17 protein-coding genes are annotated in these 20,642 nt (G+C 43.4%); all 17 read right to left on the bottom strand.

Annotated elements, in window-relative coordinates:
* Positions 1-228: 228 nt before the first annotated feature.
* Positions 229-1,191, bottom strand: a complete 963-nt coding sequence (locus L1611_RS12945) for an ABC transporter permease (protein WP_236313816.1) — start codon at positions 1,189-1,191, stop codon at positions 229-231.
* Positions 1,192-2,241, bottom strand: a complete 1,050-nt coding sequence (locus L1611_RS12940; protein ID WP_322972555.1) for an ABC transporter permease — start codon at positions 2,239-2,241, stop codon at positions 1,192-1,194. It lies immediately after the preceding gene.
* A gap of 6 nt (positions 2,242-2,247) precedes the next feature.
* On the bottom strand, positions 2,248-3,774 hold the full coding sequence (locus L1611_RS12935) for an ABC transporter ATP-binding protein (RefSeq protein WP_236313814.1): 1,527 nt from the start codon (positions 3,772-3,774) through the stop codon (positions 2,248-2,250).
* A 191-nt stretch (positions 3,775-3,965) separates the two neighbouring features.
* Positions 3,966-5,063 carry a BMP family lipoprotein gene (locus tag L1611_RS12930; protein WP_236313812.1) on the bottom strand — a complete coding sequence of 366 codons (1,098 nt, stop codon included), beginning with the start codon at positions 5,061-5,063 and terminating at the stop codon, positions 3,966-3,968.
* Between the two features lie 374 nt (positions 5,064-5,437).
* A complete protein-coding gene (locus L1611_RS12925; protein WP_236313810.1) occupies positions 5,438-6,166 on the bottom strand; it encodes a GntR family transcriptional regulator in 729 nt (242 codons plus the stop codon).
* A gap of 384 nt (positions 6,167-6,550) precedes the next feature.
* Complete coding sequence (locus tag L1611_RS12920) at positions 6,551-8,914, bottom strand: FtsK/SpoIIIE family DNA translocase (RefSeq protein ID WP_236313808.1); 2,364 nt, start codon at positions 8,912-8,914, stop codon at positions 6,551-6,553.
* A gap of 198 nt (positions 8,915-9,112) precedes the next feature.
* Positions 9,113-9,355 (bottom strand): YlzJ-like family protein, encoded by a 243-nt coding sequence (locus tag L1611_RS12915; RefSeq protein ID WP_236313807.1) that lies wholly within the window; start codon positions 9,353-9,355, stop codon positions 9,113-9,115.
* The gene (locus L1611_RS12910) at positions 9,352-10,137 is read right to left on the bottom strand and encodes a ClpP family protease (protein ID WP_236313806.1); all 786 of its coding nucleotides are present in this window, start codon (positions 10,135-10,137) and stop codon (positions 9,352-9,354) included. Before L1611_RS12910 ends, L1611_RS12915 begins: the two co-directional genes overlap by 4 nt.
* Positions 10,138-10,335: 198 nt before the next feature.
* Positions 10,336-11,214, bottom strand: coding sequence for a 4-hydroxy-tetrahydrodipicolinate synthase (dapA, locus tag L1611_RS12905; RefSeq protein WP_236313805.1), 879 nt, complete (start codon positions 11,212-11,214; stop codon positions 10,336-10,338).
* A 27-nt stretch (positions 11,215-11,241) separates the two neighbouring features.
* Positions 11,242-12,468: an aspartate kinase gene (dapG, locus tag L1611_RS12900; RefSeq protein ID WP_236313804.1), complete on the bottom strand. Its 1,227-nt coding sequence runs from the start codon at positions 12,466-12,468 to the stop codon at positions 11,242-11,244.
* Between the two features lie 17 nt (positions 12,469-12,485).
* Positions 12,486-13,535, bottom strand: coding sequence for an aspartate-semialdehyde dehydrogenase (gene asd, locus L1611_RS12895; RefSeq protein WP_236313803.1), 1,050 nt, complete (start codon positions 13,533-13,535; stop codon positions 12,486-12,488).
* A 304-nt stretch (positions 13,536-13,839) separates the two neighbouring features.
* Positions 13,840-14,427 carry a dipicolinate synthase subunit B gene (dpaB, locus tag L1611_RS12890; protein ID WP_236313802.1) on the bottom strand — a complete coding sequence of 196 codons (588 nt, stop codon included), beginning with the start codon at positions 14,425-14,427 and terminating at the stop codon, positions 13,840-13,842.
* A gap of 18 nt (positions 14,428-14,445) precedes the next feature.
* Entirely contained in the window at positions 14,446-15,327 is an 882-nt protein-coding gene (dpaA, locus tag L1611_RS12885) for a dipicolinic acid synthetase subunit A (RefSeq protein ID WP_236313801.1), read from the bottom strand.
* 99 nt (positions 15,328-15,426) lie between these two features.
* Positions 15,427-15,687, bottom strand: a complete 261-nt coding sequence (locus L1611_RS12880; RefSeq protein ID WP_225065567.1) for a YlmC/YmxH family sporulation protein — start codon at positions 15,685-15,687, stop codon at positions 15,427-15,429.
* A gap of 311 nt (positions 15,688-15,998) precedes the next feature.
* On the bottom strand, positions 15,999-17,240 hold the full coding sequence (locus L1611_RS12875; RefSeq protein ID WP_236313800.1) for a M16 family metallopeptidase: 1,242 nt from the start codon (positions 17,238-17,240) through the stop codon (positions 15,999-16,001).
* A 98-nt stretch (positions 17,241-17,338) separates the two neighbouring features.
* Positions 17,339-18,334 carry a polysaccharide deacetylase family protein gene (locus L1611_RS12870; protein WP_236313799.1) on the bottom strand — a complete coding sequence of 332 codons (996 nt, stop codon included), beginning with the start codon at positions 18,332-18,334 and terminating at the stop codon, positions 17,339-17,341.
* 143 nt (positions 18,335-18,477) lie between these two features.
* The gene (gene pnp, locus L1611_RS12865) at positions 18,478-20,583 is read right to left on the bottom strand and encodes a polyribonucleotide nucleotidyltransferase (RefSeq protein ID WP_236313797.1); all 2,106 of its coding nucleotides are present in this window, start codon (positions 20,581-20,583) and stop codon (positions 18,478-18,480) included.
* Positions 20,584-20,642: the final 59 nt, after the last annotated feature.

Genomic DNA, 20,642 nt, shown 5'->3' with positions numbered 1-20,642 from the left:
ATCCAAGTGGTTGGGCGTTGGAGCCAGACATCAAGAAAAGCGCAAACGCCCTGGTCAGCCATGAAGGTCACTGGAAGTCCGACGAGGAGGCTTTCGCCGCCGCAGGAAGACTGAAGTGATCCAAGTGGTTGGGCGTTGGAGCTAGACATTCCATCTTCGAAAAAAACTTTTATACTTTCCTCCCTTTTTAAAAAAGAACTCCTCATACTATGAGAAGTTCTCTAAAGATCATCGTTTTCCTTTTTCGTATGGTTTACCGATTGCTTTCGGTGCATCCGCTCTGCCGACAAATCCAGCCAATGCAAGGATTGTCAACACATATGGAGATATGAGCAAGATGACATGTGGAATTTCTTTCAGCAATGGAATCTGTTGTCCTGTAATACTCAATGATTGTGCAAAACCGAAGAACAATGCCGCACCTAATGCACCAAGTGGATGCCACTTACCGAAAATCATCGCAGCAAGGGCCATGAAGCCTTGGCCTGCAATTGTCGAATGAGTGAAGTTTCCGCTGATTGAAGTCGCATACACTGCACCTCCCAGTCCTGCGAACGCCCCGCTGAGCATGACTGCGACATAACGCATCTTCGCTACATTGATCCCCATCGTATCGGCGGCCATCGGATGTTCACCAACAGCTCTCAAACGAAGTCCGAATGGTGTTTTAAAGACGATGAACCAGACTACGAAAGCTAGAGCAACCGCCAGGTATGAAGTGATATAGGCATCACCGAATAATAATGGTCCGATGATTGGAATATCGAAAAGAAAGGGTATGTCTGATTTGAAAATCCGTTCATTCAGATAAGGTGTCTGACCTGCGTCAAATATTTTCTTGACGAGGAAAATCGTCAAACCAGCAGCCAAAAAGTTCAAGGCGACACCACTGACAACCTGGTCAGCGCGGAACGAAATACTCGCCACCGCATGCAGCAAAGAGAAAACGGCACCGATCAGGATTGCAACCAAGAACGAAAACCATGGTGATGCACCACCCAATCCCCAGGTCTCTCCATAAAAAGTGAACACTGCTCCGATGAAGGCACCCATCATCATGAGGCCTTCCAATCCGATGTTCACGACACCAGACCGTTCACTGAATACGCCACCGAGTGCAGTCAGAATCAAAGGGGCGGCAGCAAAGATGGCTGTCGGTATGATGATTTCTAATATTTGCAATAGACCCATCTAGATTTTCCCCCTTTTGTTAATGCGGTTCCGCAGCCAGTGAACAAGATAACTTGAAGCTACGAAGAAGATGATGAGAGCAATGACAATCGTAATCAACTCAGGCGGCACCTGGGCCATCGCTTGCATATTCAGAGCTCCGATTTTAAGTCCTCCAAATAGACCTGCGGCTAGGATGATGCCGATGGCACTGTTCGCTCCTAATAGTGCTACAGCGATTCCGTCGAACCCGACGCCAGAAAATGCTGCGTTGATGGTCATATATTGATACGTACCAAGGCCTTCCATCGCCCCTGCTACACCAGCAAAACCGCCAGAAATGCACATCGAGAGAATGATGTTCTTCTGTACATTGATACCTGCATAGTTGGAGGCATGCTGGTTGAATCCGACTGCACGAAGTTCGTAGCCTGTCGTTGTCTTCCATAACAGGTACCACATCAATACTGCTGCTAATATGGCAAAAAGGATTCCGTAATGCAATCTGGAAAAGTCGGTAATCTCTTGTAAAAACAATGAAGATAATGATGCAGAAGATTGAATGTCTTCCGTACGTTCACCTGGAGCCAACAGATGATTCCGGATGATTGAATTCGTCACATGTAAAGCAATATAGTTCATCATGATTGTCGTGATGACTTCATGCACTCTGAATCTCGCTTTCAAATATCCAGGGACAACGCCCCATAACGCTCCCGCTGCTGCCGCTGCAAGGATCGCAAGGGGAACATGGATAAAAGCAGGGACGCCTTCTACCGTTATGCCGATATACACAGAGGCCAACCAACCAACTAACAGTTGCCCCTCTACCCCAATATTGAATAGTCCTGTTCTGAAAGCAAAGGCAACTGCTAAACCGGACATAATCAATGGAGACATTTGTCTTACGGTTTCACCGATATAATAAGGATCTGTAAAAATGACACTGAACAAGGATGAATAGGCATAGAATGCATCATAACCACTTGATACCATGATGATTCCACCGACGAGAAGACCAAGCGCAACTGCAATGACAGGAACGCTTAACTTGAATAAAATTTGTTGCAGCCTCACTTAGTTCTCCTCCTTCCCTGTCCGTTTGGATCCAGCCATCAATAAACCTAAATCTTGCTCCGTCACTTCTTGCGGGTCGACGATCGCAATGATCTTCCCTTCATAAATGACAGCAATACGGTCGCTGACATTCATGATTTCATCCAATTCGAATGAAAGGAGCAGGATGGCTTTATTTGCATCACGTTCTTCAATAAGTTTGGAATGTATGAATTCGATTGCACCAACGTCGAGACCCCGTGTAGGCTGTGCTGCTATTAACAGATCCGGACTCCGGTCGACTTCACGAGCAATGATCGCCTTCTGTTGATTCCCGCCAGACAAAGCCCTGGCTTCGGTATGCACACTAGGGGTGCGGACATCAAATTGGTCGATCAACTGGTTTGCTTTTTTGAAAATTTGCGGCGCCTTGATTTGTTTGTATTTTGAGTAAGGTTCTTGATAATACGTTTGCAGGACCATATTTTCACCGATTGAAAAATCAAGGACAAGTCCATGTTTATGACGATCTTGGGGAATATGGCCTAACCCCGATTCAGTCACTTTACGTGGTTTAAGGTTGGTGATCTCTTTTCCATTCAAATGGATTTCTCCGCTTTCCGCATTACGTAAGCCCGTAATCGCTTCGATCAATTCAGTCTGTCCATTCCCATCGACTCCGGCAATCCCGATGATTTCTCCAGCCCGAACGGTTAAATCCAGACCCTTGACTGCTGAGATGCCTCGAGAATCCTGTACAACAAGGTTTTTGATTTCAAGGACTTCCTGTTGCGGATTTCCTTTTTCTTTCTTGGTAGTGAATGAAACGTCCCGGCCGACCATCATGGAAGCCAACTCCTCACGATTCGTATCCGCAACATTCACAGTTCCGATCCCTTTACCTCGACGGATGACTGTACAACGATGGCAAACCTCCATGATTTCTTTTAATTTATGAGTGATTAAGATGATCGATTTTCCTTCTGCAATAAGACGCTTCATGATTTGTATCAGTTCTTTGATTTCTTGTGGCGTCAATACTGCGGTCGGTTCGTCGAAAATCAGGATATCTGCACCACGATACAACGTTTTTAAAATTTCAACACGTTGCTGCATTCCGACGGAAATATCCTCGATTCTTGCATGCGGATCGACTCGTAAACCATACTGCCTTGAAATCTCTTCAACTTTCTTTGCAGCAGATTTGATATCGACCTGGGCCCGTCGCCTCGGCTCCTGACCAAGGACGATATTCTCAGTTACCGTAAAATTCTCCACAAGCATGAAATGTTGATGGACCATACCGATTCCCAATTTGTTGGCGATATTCGGATCCGTGATCTCCACTTTTTCCCCACGAACATGGATTTCACCCTTTTCAGGCTGGTAAAGGCCAAAAAGAACGTTCATCAAGGTGGATTTTCCTGCACCGTTTTCCCCTAACAATGCGTGAATTTCCCCTTTTTGAACCTGTAATGTAATGTTGTCATTGGCAACAATGCCCGGAAATTCTTTGCGGATATCCCGCATTTCAATGACGTATTCCAACTGTCATCACTCCTACTGTGTTGTTCCGTCCGCATAGGCTGCTGAACCGCCCAGCTGCATCCTATGAGTGCTCTTAAGTGTAACAAGGGAGTCCAGTCGAACTTCGACATGCCTTTGTTACACTTAAGAGCATAAAATAAAGGGGTTGACACAAAGACTTATGGGTCAACCCCTCTGTATAGATATAATGATTACTTCTCGCTTTTGAAAGTCTCAAACTCTTCAGCCGTCTTAGGCACTTCTACCTCACCAGAAACGATTTTCTCTTTATATTCTCTAACCATCTCCAGTGATTCTTCGGAAACGTTATCTTCTGTCGGAGCGATACCGACACCATTTTCTTCAAGTCCGAATTCCACGATTTGTCCACCAGGGAAGTTTCCTTCCTTTGTTTGAGTAGAGACTTCAAATACCGCAGTGTCTACACGTTTTACCATTGAAGTCAATGTCACACTCTTGTTGTTTCCTTTATCGTAGATTCCTTCTTCAAATTGGTCACGGTCAACACCGATCACCCATACATCTTCTCCGTTCTTCTTACGGTTGATCGCTTCTGTGAATACTCCTGATCCCGTTCCGCCTGCAGCATGATAAATCACGTCAACACCCTGTCCGTAAAGGGCAGAAGCGATTGTGGCACCTTTTGAAGCGTCATTGAAATCACCAGCATATTGGACAGTCACTTCAGCATCCGGATTCGCTGTAAGGACACCTGCCTTGAAACCATTTTCAAACTTTGAAATCAATTCGCTTTCTACCCCACCGATGAATCCGATTTTATTAGACTTGGATTGAAGCCCTGCAACAAGTCCGACAAGAAAAGATCCTTGATGTTCTTTAAACGTGATGCTTGCAACATTTTCAAGAGGCTTGCCATCCGCATCCACTGCTACGCTGTCAACGAGTGCAAATTGTGCTTCTTTTTGTTGTTCAGCTACTTTCTGGATGTCTTCCTGCATCAAGAAACCAATCCCATAGATAAGATCAAAGTTTTGACGCACCAAACTGTTCAAATTCGGGCGATAGTCACTTTGATTTTCAGATTGCAAATAATTGTAACCTTTCTTCTCTTCAAGGTCATTTTCTTTACCGAATTCTTGAAGGCCCTCCCAAGCAGATTGGTTGAACGACTTATCGTCAACACCGCCAGTATCTGTTACCATTGCTACTTTAAATCCGTCCTCTTTTTTATCCCCTGAACCTGAATCACTTTCATCGCTTCCACAAGCTGAAAGCAAAGTTCCAGCAGCCAATACCATAGACATCAATAACCCATAACGCTTTTTCATTCCGTACAGTTCCCCCTTGTTATATTTTCAAATTTTACTGAATTCTAAAAGCTAAGCGCTTCCAACAATCTCCTCGACCACCTCCTTAAATCTCTTTATAAAAAATCACTTAATAGTTATTTCACGAAATTCAACAAGCTTTTTTAAAATACCGCCACCATAACAACGTTCCTTTTTTAAGTACCGGTCTCCTTAGGTACCATTTTGAACCTCTTATCTAATTAAAGTTCAAAATGGCGACGAATTAGAAACAAGAAGTTCAAGGCACGAAGGTTTTAAGGACCGGATCGTATATCAGTAATACGTGAGGACCGACAAAACCGAGTAACGCAGAAATTCGCCGTTTATACTTAGGTGCCATTTTGAGCCTCTTATCACACCCGACGTCTGACCACATGAAAGTCAAATTTATCCGCCCTGAAATAATTCACTGAGTATAGGACAGGATCGTCATTCTGATCATAGTGCATCTGTTTCAACACAAGAAGGGATGATTCTGGAGGACACTCCAAAACTTCGGAAATCCGGTCATGGTAGCCTAATGGTTCGATATGGGCAACTGCATACAGGACCCGGCTATTAGACTCGTTTTCCAGTATATTGAAAAGAGATTCTTCTTCCTTGGATTTGTAGTTCACCGGCATCAATTTGGCCGGAATCTGATCATGACAATAGATAACGGGTTGTCCATCTGCAGTACGGACACGTTCCACGACTACAAGTTTTTCCGATGGTGTTAAATCAAATCGCTGGATATCTTCATCCATCACTTCTCTTGTTTCAGATGATAAAAAGATAGTCCCTGGTGTCTTATCGCCTCGTTTAATCATATCAGTGAGGCTGAAAAGCTCCTCAATACCAGAAGAAAAAACAGCACGGGTACGTACAAAGGTCCCGACACCATGTCTTCTTACAACAACATTTTCATCTTCAAGGATCCGCAGTGCCTCCCTAAGGGTCGCACGACTGATCCCTAGAAGTTTTGAAAGTTCAAATTCGCTAGGAAGTCTTTCCCCTTCTTGATAGACACCTGATTCGATATCTTTCTTCAATCGATCTATTACTTGTAAATATAATAGACGATGGTCCGTTTTGATGGTCATATATCTTCACCCCAACTATGTTGCATTCTAATCTATTTTATTTAACAATATTCGACAATTACTATATCATTTTTACATAAATAAATAAATACTATTTTTACATTATATATAAAAATGTTACGACAATGTTTCAATATGACATGCTACTTGTTATAAAAAACTGATGGACTATAAAATTTAGTTGTCGAAATAATTTTGAATTTGTAGGGATTGTACCCCGAGTTGTTGAGATCCATCATATCTGAACAAAGAAAACTTGGTAAAGCCAAGCCCTAGGGCGACGGCTGAGCCTTAGTTGAAATATTTATACTTTCTTATAGTGCGAGAAAGGGCGACCGAACAGCATATCAGCGTTGTTCTAGTCACCCTTTATCAATTGGTCATTCAACTGGAAGAGGCATCTTGATCAATAGTAGAGATGAGTACTTCCCTTGGTTTGCTTCCTTCATATGGTCCGACAATTCCTCTTGCTTCCATAGCATCGATCAGTCTTGCAGCTCTTGTATATCCTATGCGGAAACGTCTTTGCAGCATCGAGACAGAAGCCGTTTGCATATCAACGATCAAATTGACAGCATCATCAAACAGTTCATCCTCCACTTCCTCGACTTTTTGATCAGGTTCATCAGTAGGGATCATTTCCTCCTGATACTTGGCTTTTTGCTGGCCGATAACGAAATCGACGACCTGTTGTACTTCTTCATCAGATAGAAAAGCGCCTTGAACCCGTGTCGGTTTATTAGCACCAATCGGGAAAAACAACATGTCCCCTTTACCGAGCAGCTTTTCAGCTCCTCCCATATCAAGGATGGTCCTTGAGTCTGTTGAAGATGAGACACTGAATGCAATCCTGGATGGGATGTTCGCCTTGATGACACCTGTGATGACATCCACTGACGGCCTTTGTGTCGCGATGATCAAATGGATTCCTGCAGCACGCGCCATCTGAGCCAATCTTGTAATCGCATCTTCCACATCCCCTGAAGCGACCATCATCAGGTCAGCTAATTCATCGACGATGACCACGATATATGGCAACAATGCCTGCTTTGCATCCGAATCTTCATTTTGCCGTTTGATCATGTTGTTATAACCTTCAATATTCCTAGTCCCGCTATGGGAAAACAATTCATACCGGCGTTCCATCTCATTGACGACCCGTTTCAGTGCCTGGGCCGCTTTCTTCGGTTCTGTGACTACGGGTGCGAGCAGGTGAGGGATGCCATTGTACATATTCAATTCGACCATTTTTGGATCGATCATCATCATTTTCACTTCATGAGGTTTAGCTTTCATCAATATACTTGTGATAATGCCATTCACACATACGCTCTTCCCACTGCCTGTCGCACCTGCAATCAGTAAATGCGGCATTTTGCTCAAGTCTGCTAGTATCGGTTCCCCAGAAATATCACGTCCTAATCCGATGCTCAGTTTGGCATTGAGATCATTGCGCTTCGTATCGACGACTTCCCTTAATGAAACCATTGACACTTCCTGATTCGGTACTTCGATACCTATGGCTGATCTGCCAGGAATCGGTGCTTCGATACGCAGATCCTTGGCAGCAAGTGCCAGGGCAAGGTCATCGGTCAGGTTGACGATCTTACTGACCTTTACACCGATAGCCGGCTGTACTTCATATTTTGTAACAGCAGGCCCTAAGTGGACCTTGACTACTTTGGCTTTGACACCGAAGCTTTCAAACGTCCGCTCAAGCTTTCTTGTATTCTCTGAAACATGTTGTCTTTCACGATGCTGGCCTGACTTGACAGGACGGCTCAACAAATCATACGGTGGCAGCTCATAAGATTCATTTTCCACTTCTGCTATGGAAAATCCAGTAGCGACTTCACCAGTTTCTGAAACCTTCTCTTCTTTTGCCTTGGATGTTTTTTGGTTTTCTTTTTCAGTATTTTTCCTTTGAAGTTCTTTTTGTTTCAACTCTTCAAATTCGAATGCTTCTTGGTATGTGTTTTCCGTAAAATCTTCAATGATCGGTTCAGAATACGGTTGCTCCTCAAATTCTTCGACTGGTTTAGTTTCATTTTTATCTTTCGTTGTCCGTTTGCCTCGTGTTTTCCGCTCTTTTTTACGCTCTTCTTCTTTCTGTTCTTTCCTGCTCTGGATATGATCCTTCCAATCACTGTATGTATTCAAGATGAATTTTTTTAATGGTGCAACAACTTTAGCGAGTATATCATTCATGGAAAGCCCTGTGATCAGCAAAACTGCGATAACCCACATGAAGAAAATGATGACTTGTGTCCCCTCGGGTGCGAATAATACATAGGTGAACGCAAAACCAAAGGCACCGATCATACCTCCACCCAAATCATAAGTTCCTGCATCCGCTCCTTGTTGGCGCAAAAACAATTCCCACGTATTTTGGATCACAGATGGATTTTCCCATTCTCCATTACGTGAAAGAAGATCGAACAGTTTGACGTGACTTTGAAGCATAAGGCCGAGAACGAACAGGTACACCCCACTCAAACGGCGCGTGAAAAAACGGGGCCAGGCACGCTTCCAAATGATATATATGGATAGGACAAAGACACCTAACAAAAGGATCCCGTACCATTCTCCTCCAAACAGGCGGAATAGACCAGCGAACAAATTACCCACTTTCCCGAACTCAGCCGCTGCGATCAAAGTCATCGCAAACAATAACAGTCCGAAAACTTCAAATGAAAGCTGAGATTTCCAACCTGACGACTTTTTATTCTTTTTTTTACGTTTTGCCATTTTTCCACCTCTCATGACATTTACTTTTCTGGATGTATACGGTGATGGGTGTCTATCGTTATGTATTGTAAAAGGGCTGACCCGTCTTAAGAGCAGGACTGTGTTAACACATCAGGAACTGTAGAAAACCGTGTTAAACGAGTCGAACTCCTAAGGGTCAACCCACTATAAGTAGTGTTATTATATCATACTGGACTATTATGAACTAGATGGACTTTCATCGTAGTGGAAGCTCTTTTTCAAAACGGTTCCTGGCTGCAGACTCGGATTCAGGTAATGATACGGATCTGTACTTAGCAGGTTCACGATCCTGCATTGGTTCTCGTCAAGGTGTTCGACCATCATCGAGACACCATTCATTTCGATCATAGAATGCTTGTCATAATTTTCAGCGGCATTGTTGAACACCAATTCGTTAGGCATGGAAGTATAAAGGATCATTGGATCAAATCCTGTTCTTTATCAGATGGTTTATCTACTTCGATGAGTTCGTACAATTTCTTCATCGCTTTTCCGAGTCCTCCGACCTCATCGATCAATCCGTAAGCTACCGCATCGTCCCCGACAACGTTTGTCCCAATATCCCTTGTTAGGTTTCCTTTCGAGAACATCAATTCTTTGAATTTCTCTTCAGTAATATTGGAATGTCTCATTACAAAACTGATCACCCGTTCTTGCATCTTATCAAGGTACTCGAATGTTTGAGGTACTCCGATCACCAATCCAGTCAATCGGACAGGATGGATCGTCATTGTAGCTGTTTCCGCGATGAATGAATAATCCCCTGCAACAGCGATCGGTACTCCGATCGAATGGCCTCCGCCGAGTACCAGGCACACTGTCGGTTTCGATAGGGACCCGATCAGTTCCGCTATCGCCAAACCAGCCTCCACATCACCACCAACTGTGTTGAGTATGACTAATAGACCTTCTATTTTCGTATTCTGTTCTATGGCCACCAACTGGGGAATCATATGTTCATACTTGGTCGTCTTATTATTCGGAGGAAGTTGAACATGCCCTTCGATTTGTCCGACGATTGTCATACAATGGATATTCGACTGCTCCATCTGTGGTACGTTCGTCTGTCCCATCTGCTGGATTTTATTGACCAGGCTTGATGAGTTGTTATCCTTGTCCTGGCCTTGTTTATTCGGGTTCTGTGGTTGAGTTGGCTGAGATGGTGTTATATCTTTATTTTCGTTGTTCAGCTGCTCGTTCATAGAGGACTCCTTTCACAACATTCATTCCTTTCCCTTTAGTATTGTCTTATTCAGAATCATTCTATCCATTATCAAGGACAACTTCCATCCATCGATTTTTTCCTGATCCAATAGTTCATCCACAAGTGGAACAGATCTGCCATTCTGACGGAAAGCAAAAAAGAGATCGACCGGCAGTAGGTCAATCTCTTTCTGATTTCATACTGTATGATAGTTGTTCAATAATGATGTCAACCGGACACGTTCCTGCTCCGTCAAAGGAACAAGGGGTAGTCTGACACCACCGACATCAACACCAGAAATTTGAAGTGCCGTTTTCACTGGTGTCGGGCTTGGTGCGGCAAACATTTCCTTCATGATCGGTAAAAGCTTTCCGTGAATGGCAGCTGCCTCTTTCACGTTCCCGGCAAGGAAAGATTCAACCATTTTTTGCATATCATTTCCGATCACATGGGATGCGACAGAAACGATTCCACTTCCGCCGACAGCCATTACTGGCAACGTAAGCGCGTCATCCCCGCTGTATAGGGTGAAATCATCGTTTGTCCTCGCGATGATTTCAGTTATCTGATCGAGGTTACCGCTTGCTTCTTTTACACAAACAATGTTATCGATTTCGGATAACCTGACGATGGTATCGGCTGTCATATTAACGACGGTCCGGCCAGGCACATTGTATAGCATGATCGGAAGCCTTGTTGCTTCAGCAATCGTTTTAAAGTGCAGGTAAAGGCCTTGCTGGGTCGGTTTATTGTAGTATGGAGCCACCAGCATGATTCCATCTGCGCCGGCTTCTTCAGCTTGTTTTGTCAACTCGATCGAAGCATGAGTATCATTGCTGCCGGTCCCAGCAATTACCGGAATACGTTTCTGAACAACTTTGACGACATGCTTGAATAGTGCTACCTTCTCTTCTTTCGTCAGTGTAGGGGATTCTCCAGTAGTCCCCGCTACAACGAGACCATCCGATCCATTCTTAATCAAGTATTCGACCAACTTGGTCGTCCGTTGGAAATCGATGTTTCCCTTATGGTCGAATGGAGTGACCATTGCGGTCAATACTTTTCCAAAGTCCATCTTACTATACTCCTCCTTATGACTGCATCAGATACGATCGCCTTGTTCTAGTTCGAACACTTGATGAAGTGCGTTTACAGCGTTGATCATATCCTCTTCTTGTACGAGCACCCAAATCGTCGTATGGGAGTCAGCTGATTGCAGGATGTTGATGCCTTGTTTTGAAAGGGCGCCGACAATTTTCGCAGTTACCCCCGGAACCCCTGCGATACCCGCACCAACCGCCGATATTTTTGCACAATTACGCTGGACATCAGCATCATAACCCAACTCTTTCAAAATTGTAACCGCCTCATCTGTCAAAGTAGAATGGATCGTATAGATCACTCCGCGCGGGCTGATGTTGATGAAGTCGACACTGATCTGCTTCTCTGCCATCGCTTTGAAAATCTTAGATTGGAAATCATAATCTCCATCAGGCGCATGCACTTTGATCTGAGTAACATTCGGTACGTGGGCGATCCCGGTAATCAAACGGTCCTCTATGTCTCTTCCTGCTCCACCCCCAGCAGAGGATGTAACCAACGTTCCTTCATGATCAGAATAAGTCGAACGGATCCGGATCGGTACTTCTGATTGCATCGCGATTTCTACTGCTCTAGGGTGGATCACTTTAGCGCCTTGATAAGCCATGTTACATATCTCATTGTATGTGACCACACCAAGAGGTCGTGCAGCCTTGACGATACGTGGATCAGCAGTCATGACACCTTCTACGTCCGTGAAAATATCGATCACTTCAGCTTTCAATGCAGCACCGAGAGCCGCTGCAGAAGTATCACTGCCGCCTCTTCCAAGGGTAGTGACATCCCCTTCTGTCGATTGCCCCTGGAATCCGGCAACGACAACCACATCCAATTCTCCCAGTGCTTCAACGATTTTTTTACAGTCCATCTCTACGATTTTAGCATTTGTATGCTCGGCATTCGTTTTGAACCCTGCCTTTGCACCAGTGAACGCTAATGACTGGATGTTCTTCTGCTTCAGCAAGTTAGAAAGGACGACTGATGAAATCACTTCTCCACAAGACATGAGGAGATCTGTTTCTTTAGGGCTGATCGATGTTGGATTTCCTGTTATCAGACTCAAAAGTGTGTCAGTTGCATATGGATCCCCTTTCCGGCCCATTGCAGACACGACTACTACGACTTTTTTTCCTTCATTAACTGTATTATATACATGTTGCACGGCGCGATTCCGTCCATCTTCGGTTTTTAAAGATGTCCCGCCGAATTTTTGTACAACTATATTCATTGATGCACCTCGCTAGTTTATTTCAATAGATCAAGTTTGACGAGACTTTCAGCGATTTGTACAGAATTCAATGCGGCACCTTTCAGCAAGTTATCAGAAACGACCCACATATGGAAACCGTTCGGACGGTCAAGATCCTTACGTATACGACCTACGAATACATCATCTTTTCCAACGCAATCAGCAGGCATCGGATAAAGCTGTTGTAAAGGATCATCCTGAAGCTGTATTCCTTGAGCATCGGACAATAGTGCTTTCAATTCTTCGGCAGTCACATCGTCATTCCCAATTTCTACATAGACAGATTCAGAATGTCCGGTCTCAACCGGCAGACGTACACACGTAGCAGCTACTTCAAGATCTTGCATGCTCATGATTTTTTTCGTTTCATTGATCATTTTCATTTCTTCGAATGTAAAACCGTTGTCCTGGAATTTATCAATTTGTGGAACAGCATTAAAAGCGATTTGATAGTGCTTTTCATCTCCAGCAACCGGCAGGACTTGCGGTGTGAATTCTTCTTCATCCAAAATTGCCCGAGTCTGGTCATTAAGCTCATTGATTGCTTTAGCCCCTGCCCCGGATACCGCCTGATATGTGGAAACAATTACTTTTTTCAATCCATACTTCTTGCGGATCGGCTCTAAGGCAACGACCATTTGGATTGTTGAACAGTTCGGGTTGGCGATGATTCCGTTATGGGAATGAAGCGCATCTTCATTAACTTCAGGAACAACAAGCGGGGTGTTCGGATCCATCCTGAAGGCACTTGTATTATCGACAACGACAGCACCTCTTTTTGCTGCTTCTGGTGCGAGTTCTTTCGAAATCGATCCTCCCGCAGAAAACAATGCGACCTGTATACCTTCGAATGCATCTGGTGCAGCTTCTTCAATCGTGTATTCTTCACCTTTGAAGCGGATGGTTTTACCTGCAGATCGCTTACTTGCTAATAATTTTAGAGAAGCGATTGGGAAGTTTCTTTTTTCTAATGTTTTGAGCATTTGCTGGCCTACAGCTCCTGTAGCTCCAACAACTGCAACGTGATATCCTTTGTTTGATTCCATTGTTATGTCCCTCCTCAAAATTCATCTTTCTATATATTAGTTTCCAAGCCCCGTCCATTTCCAGTTATCAGGATCGGTTCACCGAAACCTGGTTAACTAAAAACATAACATGAAGCTGTATACAGGGCTGAATTATCACACTATATGAATTGTAAAATCGCTTATCAAAAAACGATAGAAGGAGAAACAACATGGTTTCTCCTGTATCTCTTGGTCATATTGTCATTTATTTTACCATATCATTGATTGAAGAGGTAAGAATTCTTTTTAAAAGAAAGATTCTTTTGTATGGAAACCATAACACTTATCCATATATACGTAAAACAGGCTGTAATTGCCGACCATCTAACGCCGCCTCTACAGTTTCTGACAATAGATCCATTTGAGCAACCAACGAATTCGGTTTAATTTGAGGTGAATCCTGCCCATAAGGTATGAAATAGATGTTTTTTGCGGCCATCAATCGCATGATATTTACACCATTCAAACCGAGTCCATCGTTCGTGGAAATACCTAGGACGACAGGGTTCAAATTTCTCATTGTCGCCTTTGCTGCCATTAATACGGGCGAATCGGTCATTGCATTGGCGAATTTACTGATCGAATTTCCTGTCAATGGAGCGATGACCATACAATCTAAAGGCGTTTTGGGTCCAAATGGTTCCGCTTTGACAATAGAATCGACTACTTCATTACCCGTGATTTCTCCTAACTTCTTGATCCAGTCTTCACCTTCTCCAAACCTCGTTGTCGTGTTTTGAACTGTAAAAGTAACAAATGGAATGACGTTGGCACCTGAATCCACTAGCTTTTTGATTTGAGGGACTACTGCCTCATAGGTACAGTGTGAACCAGTCAAACCGAATCCTATCTGTTTACCCTCCAGTTTCATTCTGCTTGCCCCTTCCTCTTAGTTGCTTTCATCCATAAGTAATTGCGTCAAAACATTCGCTATGATGTTACCGGCTGTCTTCGGAGCGACGATACCCGGCAGTCCAGGTGCTAGCAATGCTTTGATCCCTCTTTTTTCAGCAAAACGGAAATCTGTACCTCCAGGCTTGGAAGCAAGATCGATGATCAAAGTATGAGATGGCATTTTCGAGATGACATTGGAAGTGATGATGGATGCTGGAATTGTATTGATACATACATCGATCGATTCTACTTCATTTTCTAAATCATCGAGATAAAATGGTTTGAAGCCCATCTCTGTTATTCGAGCGATATGTTCAGATCTGCGGGCCCCTACGGAAACGTTAGCCCCTAAATTAGCAAACGTCCTTGCTACAGTGAACCCTACACGACCGAAGCCTAATACCATAAGATTGGATTGGTGGATTGTAAAATCTGTATGCTGTATAACCATCATAATAGTACCTTCGACGGTAGGGATGGCATTATAGATAGCGACATCGTCGCGCTCGAATAATTTGATATGCTTTTTGTTTGCATTCGATGTACATTTTGTCAAATAAGGATTCGTGATACCAGAAAAAACGGTACATGACTGTTTCGTCTTTTGTAAAAGTTCTTCTGTGAATTTTATTTTTTTGTTCGAAAATATCGTATCGATCTCTCCTCCCGGTCCACTGCCGTTGACAGGGAGGATCAAAGCATCCACCTCACTTAATGGTAGGTCTTCCAGATCCATTTTCGTTGCGCCGGTGAATCCATGGTCCAGTTGATCGAATCCGACTAAATAAAGACTTGCGTTCAATGCTGTCAGCTTTCTGATCACTTCAAGCTGCCGTGCATCGCCGCCTATGATCGCCGCTTTAATTCCTGTTAACATCCTTCCTCCCCTTTCTCATTCGTCATTAATACGGAGGAATAATTATTCTTGAGTGCGCTGATTCTCCAACATCATATGAAGAATATACTTTCATGGTGATTATTTAAATTCGGTTTGGACATCCGCTTGTGAAGGATCCACTAGAATGGTTTCTTCACCCACTCGATAAATTTTATTCCATTTAAATTGTATGATTGATTTCCTTTTCCGCAACCCATTCCATTCAGTTAACGGAATTTCCAGCATATGTATATATCCTGCTTCCTCGTCAATGATGAACTCTGCATAAGATAAGACCCCAAGCTTCTCGCCTTTTGTATAATCGATGATCTCTTTCCCCAGGATTTCACTTAATCTCATATCCCTTTCCCTCCTAATTTGCTTATCATTCTATTTATATGTCCCGATAGAAGGAGCAATCCACAAATATTGAGAGAAACTTGATACAGGAATAGTTGTGATCAAGATCCAAAATCCATTTCCTTTCCGACGGCGATCCGGAAATCTCCTCCCCCGTTCTTCGCTGTACGACCTTGCCTGTTTCGCTTTTCCGTATGAGTGATGCAAATTTCACTAAAAATCCTAAGTTGCCTTATTAATGAACTCAACATGAACGTTTAATACCGAATAGAAAATGAGGTGACCCTGTTCAGAGTCGCCCCATTTTGAAATTAATTCGGAAATTTTTTTGGGAATTGCCCTTTTGGACTGATAAGTGAGCTGGAAAAATCGTCTGTGAAAATTCGTCGGATAAGCTGATCGACATTCACTTTAGTAACGGCATCTATGCTTTGTAAGATTTCATCTAAAGATCGATGCTTCCTCAACAACAATTCATGTTTTCCATTTCTGCTCATACGACTGTTCGTGCTCTCCAAGCTAAGCATGAGACTCCCTTTAATCTGCTCCTTGCTGTTGGCAACTTCTTTTTCAGTAACACCCTCATCTTTTAAGGTCCGGATGATATTTGAAATCGTATCGTATACTTCATCTAACTGTCCCGGAGCCGTTCCAGCGTAAATATTGAAAACTCCTGTATCCAAATGTGCGGAATGATAGGAAAATACAGAATAGGCAAGTCCCCGCTGCTCTCTTACTTCTTGAAATAAACGGCTGCTCATGCTTCCCCCGAAAATATTGTTGATGATGATCAAATCGAAAATGCTTTGATCTCCAACAGGTAAACCTTCAAATCCGATGCAAAGGTGAGCCTGTTCTGTATCCTTCTTCCGTACTTTCTTTTCCGTATAGAATGCAGGTTTCTGAGCCACAGGTTTCTTGTTGGAGGAGGTGAAGCCTCCGAAATGTCTTTCAATTTCCTGTATGAATGAATCGTCGACATTCCCTGCAACTGATATGACGACGTTGTCAGGTATATAGAACCCATCCATATAAGCTCTTAGTGTATCACCGTTGAATTTACTCAGCGTATCTTCAGTTCCTAGAATCGGATATGCGAGAGGATGATGACTATATGTCGCCTGGCTCAACAAGTCATGAACGATGTCATCAGGCGTGTCTTCGTACATTTTTATTTCTTCAAGCACCACATTCTTTTCTTTTAAAAGTTCGTCTTCATCGAAAGTGGAATTGAAAAACATATCCGAAAGTGTTTCTAATGCATGCGAGGCATGATTATCTAATACTTTTGCGTAATAACATGTATACTCTTTTGAAGTGAAGGCGTTCACTTGCCCCCCGATGCTGTCAAATGATTCTGCAATTTCTCTTGCACTTCTGGTTTTCGTGCCTTTGAAGAACATATGCTCCAAGAAGTGCGAAATACCATTATTGTCTTTGTCCTCAAAACGGGATCCTGTGCCGATCCAAATGCCGATTGCAACTGACCTCACACTAGGAATGTTTTCTGTTACAATTCGTACGCCATTCTTACACGTATGTTTTGTTATCAAACTATTTCCTCCTAAATTGTCAAACAGGCAAATTATGTAGGTATTTTGGTACTTACTTTATCTAAAACCACTATACCATTTAAGCCTTTATTCGACAATTATTTGTCAGCCTCCCCCAGCTTATCAGCTTTCACCAGTCTCTTTTCACTCATCAGCTGTGACACTGTGCCAATTGAGTAACCCTTCGCCCGAATCCCTTGTATCATTTGTTCTAGGCCTTTTGCCGTTGATGAAGTAGGATGCATCAGTACCATGGCACCTGGATGTATTTTATTCACCACACGGTTCGCCATTTTAGTTGGATCCGGTTTTCTCCAATCTATTGTATCTAGAGACCAAAGAATGGTGTACATATTCATAGAGGATGCAATCTTGACCACGTCCATCCGGTAACTCCCGCTTGGTGGAGCGAACCATGTTGGTGTCACCTCCAATGTACTTTGGATGATATCATTCGTCTTATGGATTTCATCCTTGATCCTCTGGTTCGTCAGAGTCTTCATGTCCGGGTGTGAGTACGCATGATTTCCGATTTCATGCCCCTCATCAAAAATGACTTTCGCTAGTTCCTGGTTTTTCTTGACCCATGAACCATCCAGGAAGAACGTCGTATGAATTTTGTGCTTTCTCATCGTCGCAAGAATTTCAGGCAGGTGTTCATTTCCCCATGCGACATTGACAAGAAAAGTGACCATAGGTTTTTCCGGGTTTCCTTTATAGATCGGAGAGGGAGGAAGGTCTTCCAATGAAATTTCAGGTTTTGTTTGTTTATATACAATCAAGGATTCGTCGAATGCCTTTTTCTTTTTCATCCGCTCATAAGATGCCTCGATGTCAACTGAAAGGCCGTTATAACCGGGAATCGATTTCCAGACAGGGTCGATCCGGGCATCCACTGGCTCGATATCATGTTCGCTTGCATAAATTTTGATCTGGTCGAGTAATGGACCTGCTTTCGAATCAGTAACCGTCGCAGCTGTGAAACCGTCGTTTTTCAGTGTGGAGATATAACGATGTGAAAGCGGGTTCTGGACACTTATATAGGCAATTAATAAGATTGATGCTGAAATGATGATGGTCTTGTATCCTTCCATTTACGATCTACCCCTTTCAATAGTTAACGTATGTTTGGTTGGGACAGGGTAGAACGTTTGAAAGATGTAAATATTGACGGTGATTTGAAGGAGATGGGAAAATGGAGAGTTAAAAAAAGAGGCGGATCAATCTAATCCGTCTCTCACTTCTGTTCTTGTTCTTTCTTCTGCTCTTTCAATACAGCTTTTCTGGAAAGGTTTACCCGGCCTTGGTTATCGATTTCGGTGACTTTGACCAATATTTCATCCCCAAGCTTGACGACATCTTCCACTTTCGGAATACGCTCCAATGCAAGCTCGGAAATATGGACGAGGCCATCTTTTCCGCTGAACAATTCAACGAATGCTCCAAACTTTTCAATTCGTTTCACTTTCCCGAGGTAAATCTCTCCTACTTCCACTTCACGTACAATATCTTCAATCGTTTCTTTCGCTTTTCGGTTCATAGATTCATCCGTAGAAGCAATGAAAATGGTTCCATCTTGCTCGATATCAATTTTGACCCCTGTCTCTTCGATGATCTTGTTGATAATCTTACCACTTGGTCCGATGACATCACGGATTTTATCTGCCTTGATTTTCATCGTAAGAATCTTGGGTGCATAGGAAGAAAGCTCTGTTCTCGGTTCAGCCAATGTGCTCAGCATAGAATCCAAGATTTTCATACGGCCTTCTTTTGCCTGGAATAAGGCTTCCTGCAAAATCTCCTGGTTAATTCCGGAAATCTTGATATCCATTTGCAGCGCCGTTACGCCTTGCTTGGTTCCTGCCACTTTAAAGTCCATATCACCTAAATGATCTTCCATACCTTGGATGTCTGTAAGTACTGTGACATCTTCTCCATCACTGATAAGGCCCATCGCAATCCCCGCAACAGGTGCTTTGATTGGAATACCTGCGTCCATCATCGCAAGCGTACTCGCACAAATGCTTGCTTGTGAGGTTGATCCGTTGGATTCCAAAACTTCACTCACTAAACGGATCGTATAAGGAAACTCCTCTTCAGTAGGAATAACAACTTCAAGTGCACGTTCACCTAAGGCACCATGACCGATTTCACGGCGGCCAGGTCCCCGCATGAATCCAGTTTCCCCTACACTGAATGGCGGGAAGTTGTAATGATGCATGAATCGTTTGGATTCTTCCATGTCAAGTCCATCCAGAACTTGTACATCCCCAAGTGCCCCTAACGTGCATATACTGAGGGCTTGCGTCTGACCACGGGTGAACAAACCGGATCCGTGAGTCCTTGGTAATAAGCCAACCTCGGATGAGAGCGGACGGATTTCGTCAATCTTACGGCCATCCGGACGCATTTTGTCTTTCAAAATGAGTCTACGGACCTCTTGTTTAATGAGTGTTTGTAAGATCTCTTTCGCTTCAACTGCTTTTTCTTCGTCTTCTTCATATTGAGCGAGGACTTTTTCGTTGATCGAATCCAATACGTTTCGTCGAGCATGTTTTTCAACTACTTTTACAGCTTCCTTCACTTCATCGATAAATTGAGCACTTACTTCTTCAGTAAGTTCAGGATCATGCCTGTGGAGCTGTACATCCATTTTTTCTTTACCGATCTCTTCGGCAATCTTTTCCTGAAAGGCAATCAGACGTTTGATTTCCTCATGGCCGAACATGATTCCTTCAAGCATCACTTCTTCAGGAACCTCTTGTGCTCCTGCTTCAACCATGTTGATTGCATATTTCGTACCTGCTACAACAAGATTGATATCACTTTGTTCCTTTTGGTCTACAGTCGGATTGATGACGAATTCGCCATTGATTCGGCCAACTGTCACTCCGGCAATCGGTCCTTCGAACGGAATGTCTGAAATCGTCAATGCAAGTGACGATCCGAACATGGCAGCCATCTCTGATGAACAGTCCTGATCGACACTCATTACCGTACTGACGACTTGAACTTCATTTCTGAATCCATCAGCGAATAATGGGCGGATCGGACGGTCAATCAGACGGGAAGCAAGGGTCGCTTTCTCACTTGGTCTTCCTTCACGTTTGATGAAACCACCAGGAATTTTACCGACCGCGTATAATCGTTCTTCATAATTGACTGTCAGTGGGAAGAAGCTAAGATTTTTAGGTTCTTTTGAGGCTGTAGCAGTTGAAAGAACCGCTGTGTCACCATAGCGGACCATAACTGCGCCGTTAGCCTGTTTAGCTAATTTTCCAGTCTCAAGGGTCAGCTTACGCCCTGCCCAATCGATAGAATAAACATGCTTGTTTTGCTCCATTTCTCAGAGAACTCCTCTCAAACTTACAAAATTATTGGTTGTCTTGTTCTAGTATAACC

It is taken from the genome of Pseudalkalibacillus salsuginis (assembly GCF_021646685.1).
GTDB classification, from domain to species: domain Bacteria; phylum Bacillota; class Bacilli; order Bacillales; family Fictibacillaceae; genus Pseudalkalibacillus; species Pseudalkalibacillus salsuginis.
This window is presented reverse-complemented; position numbering and strand designations above follow the sequence as displayed.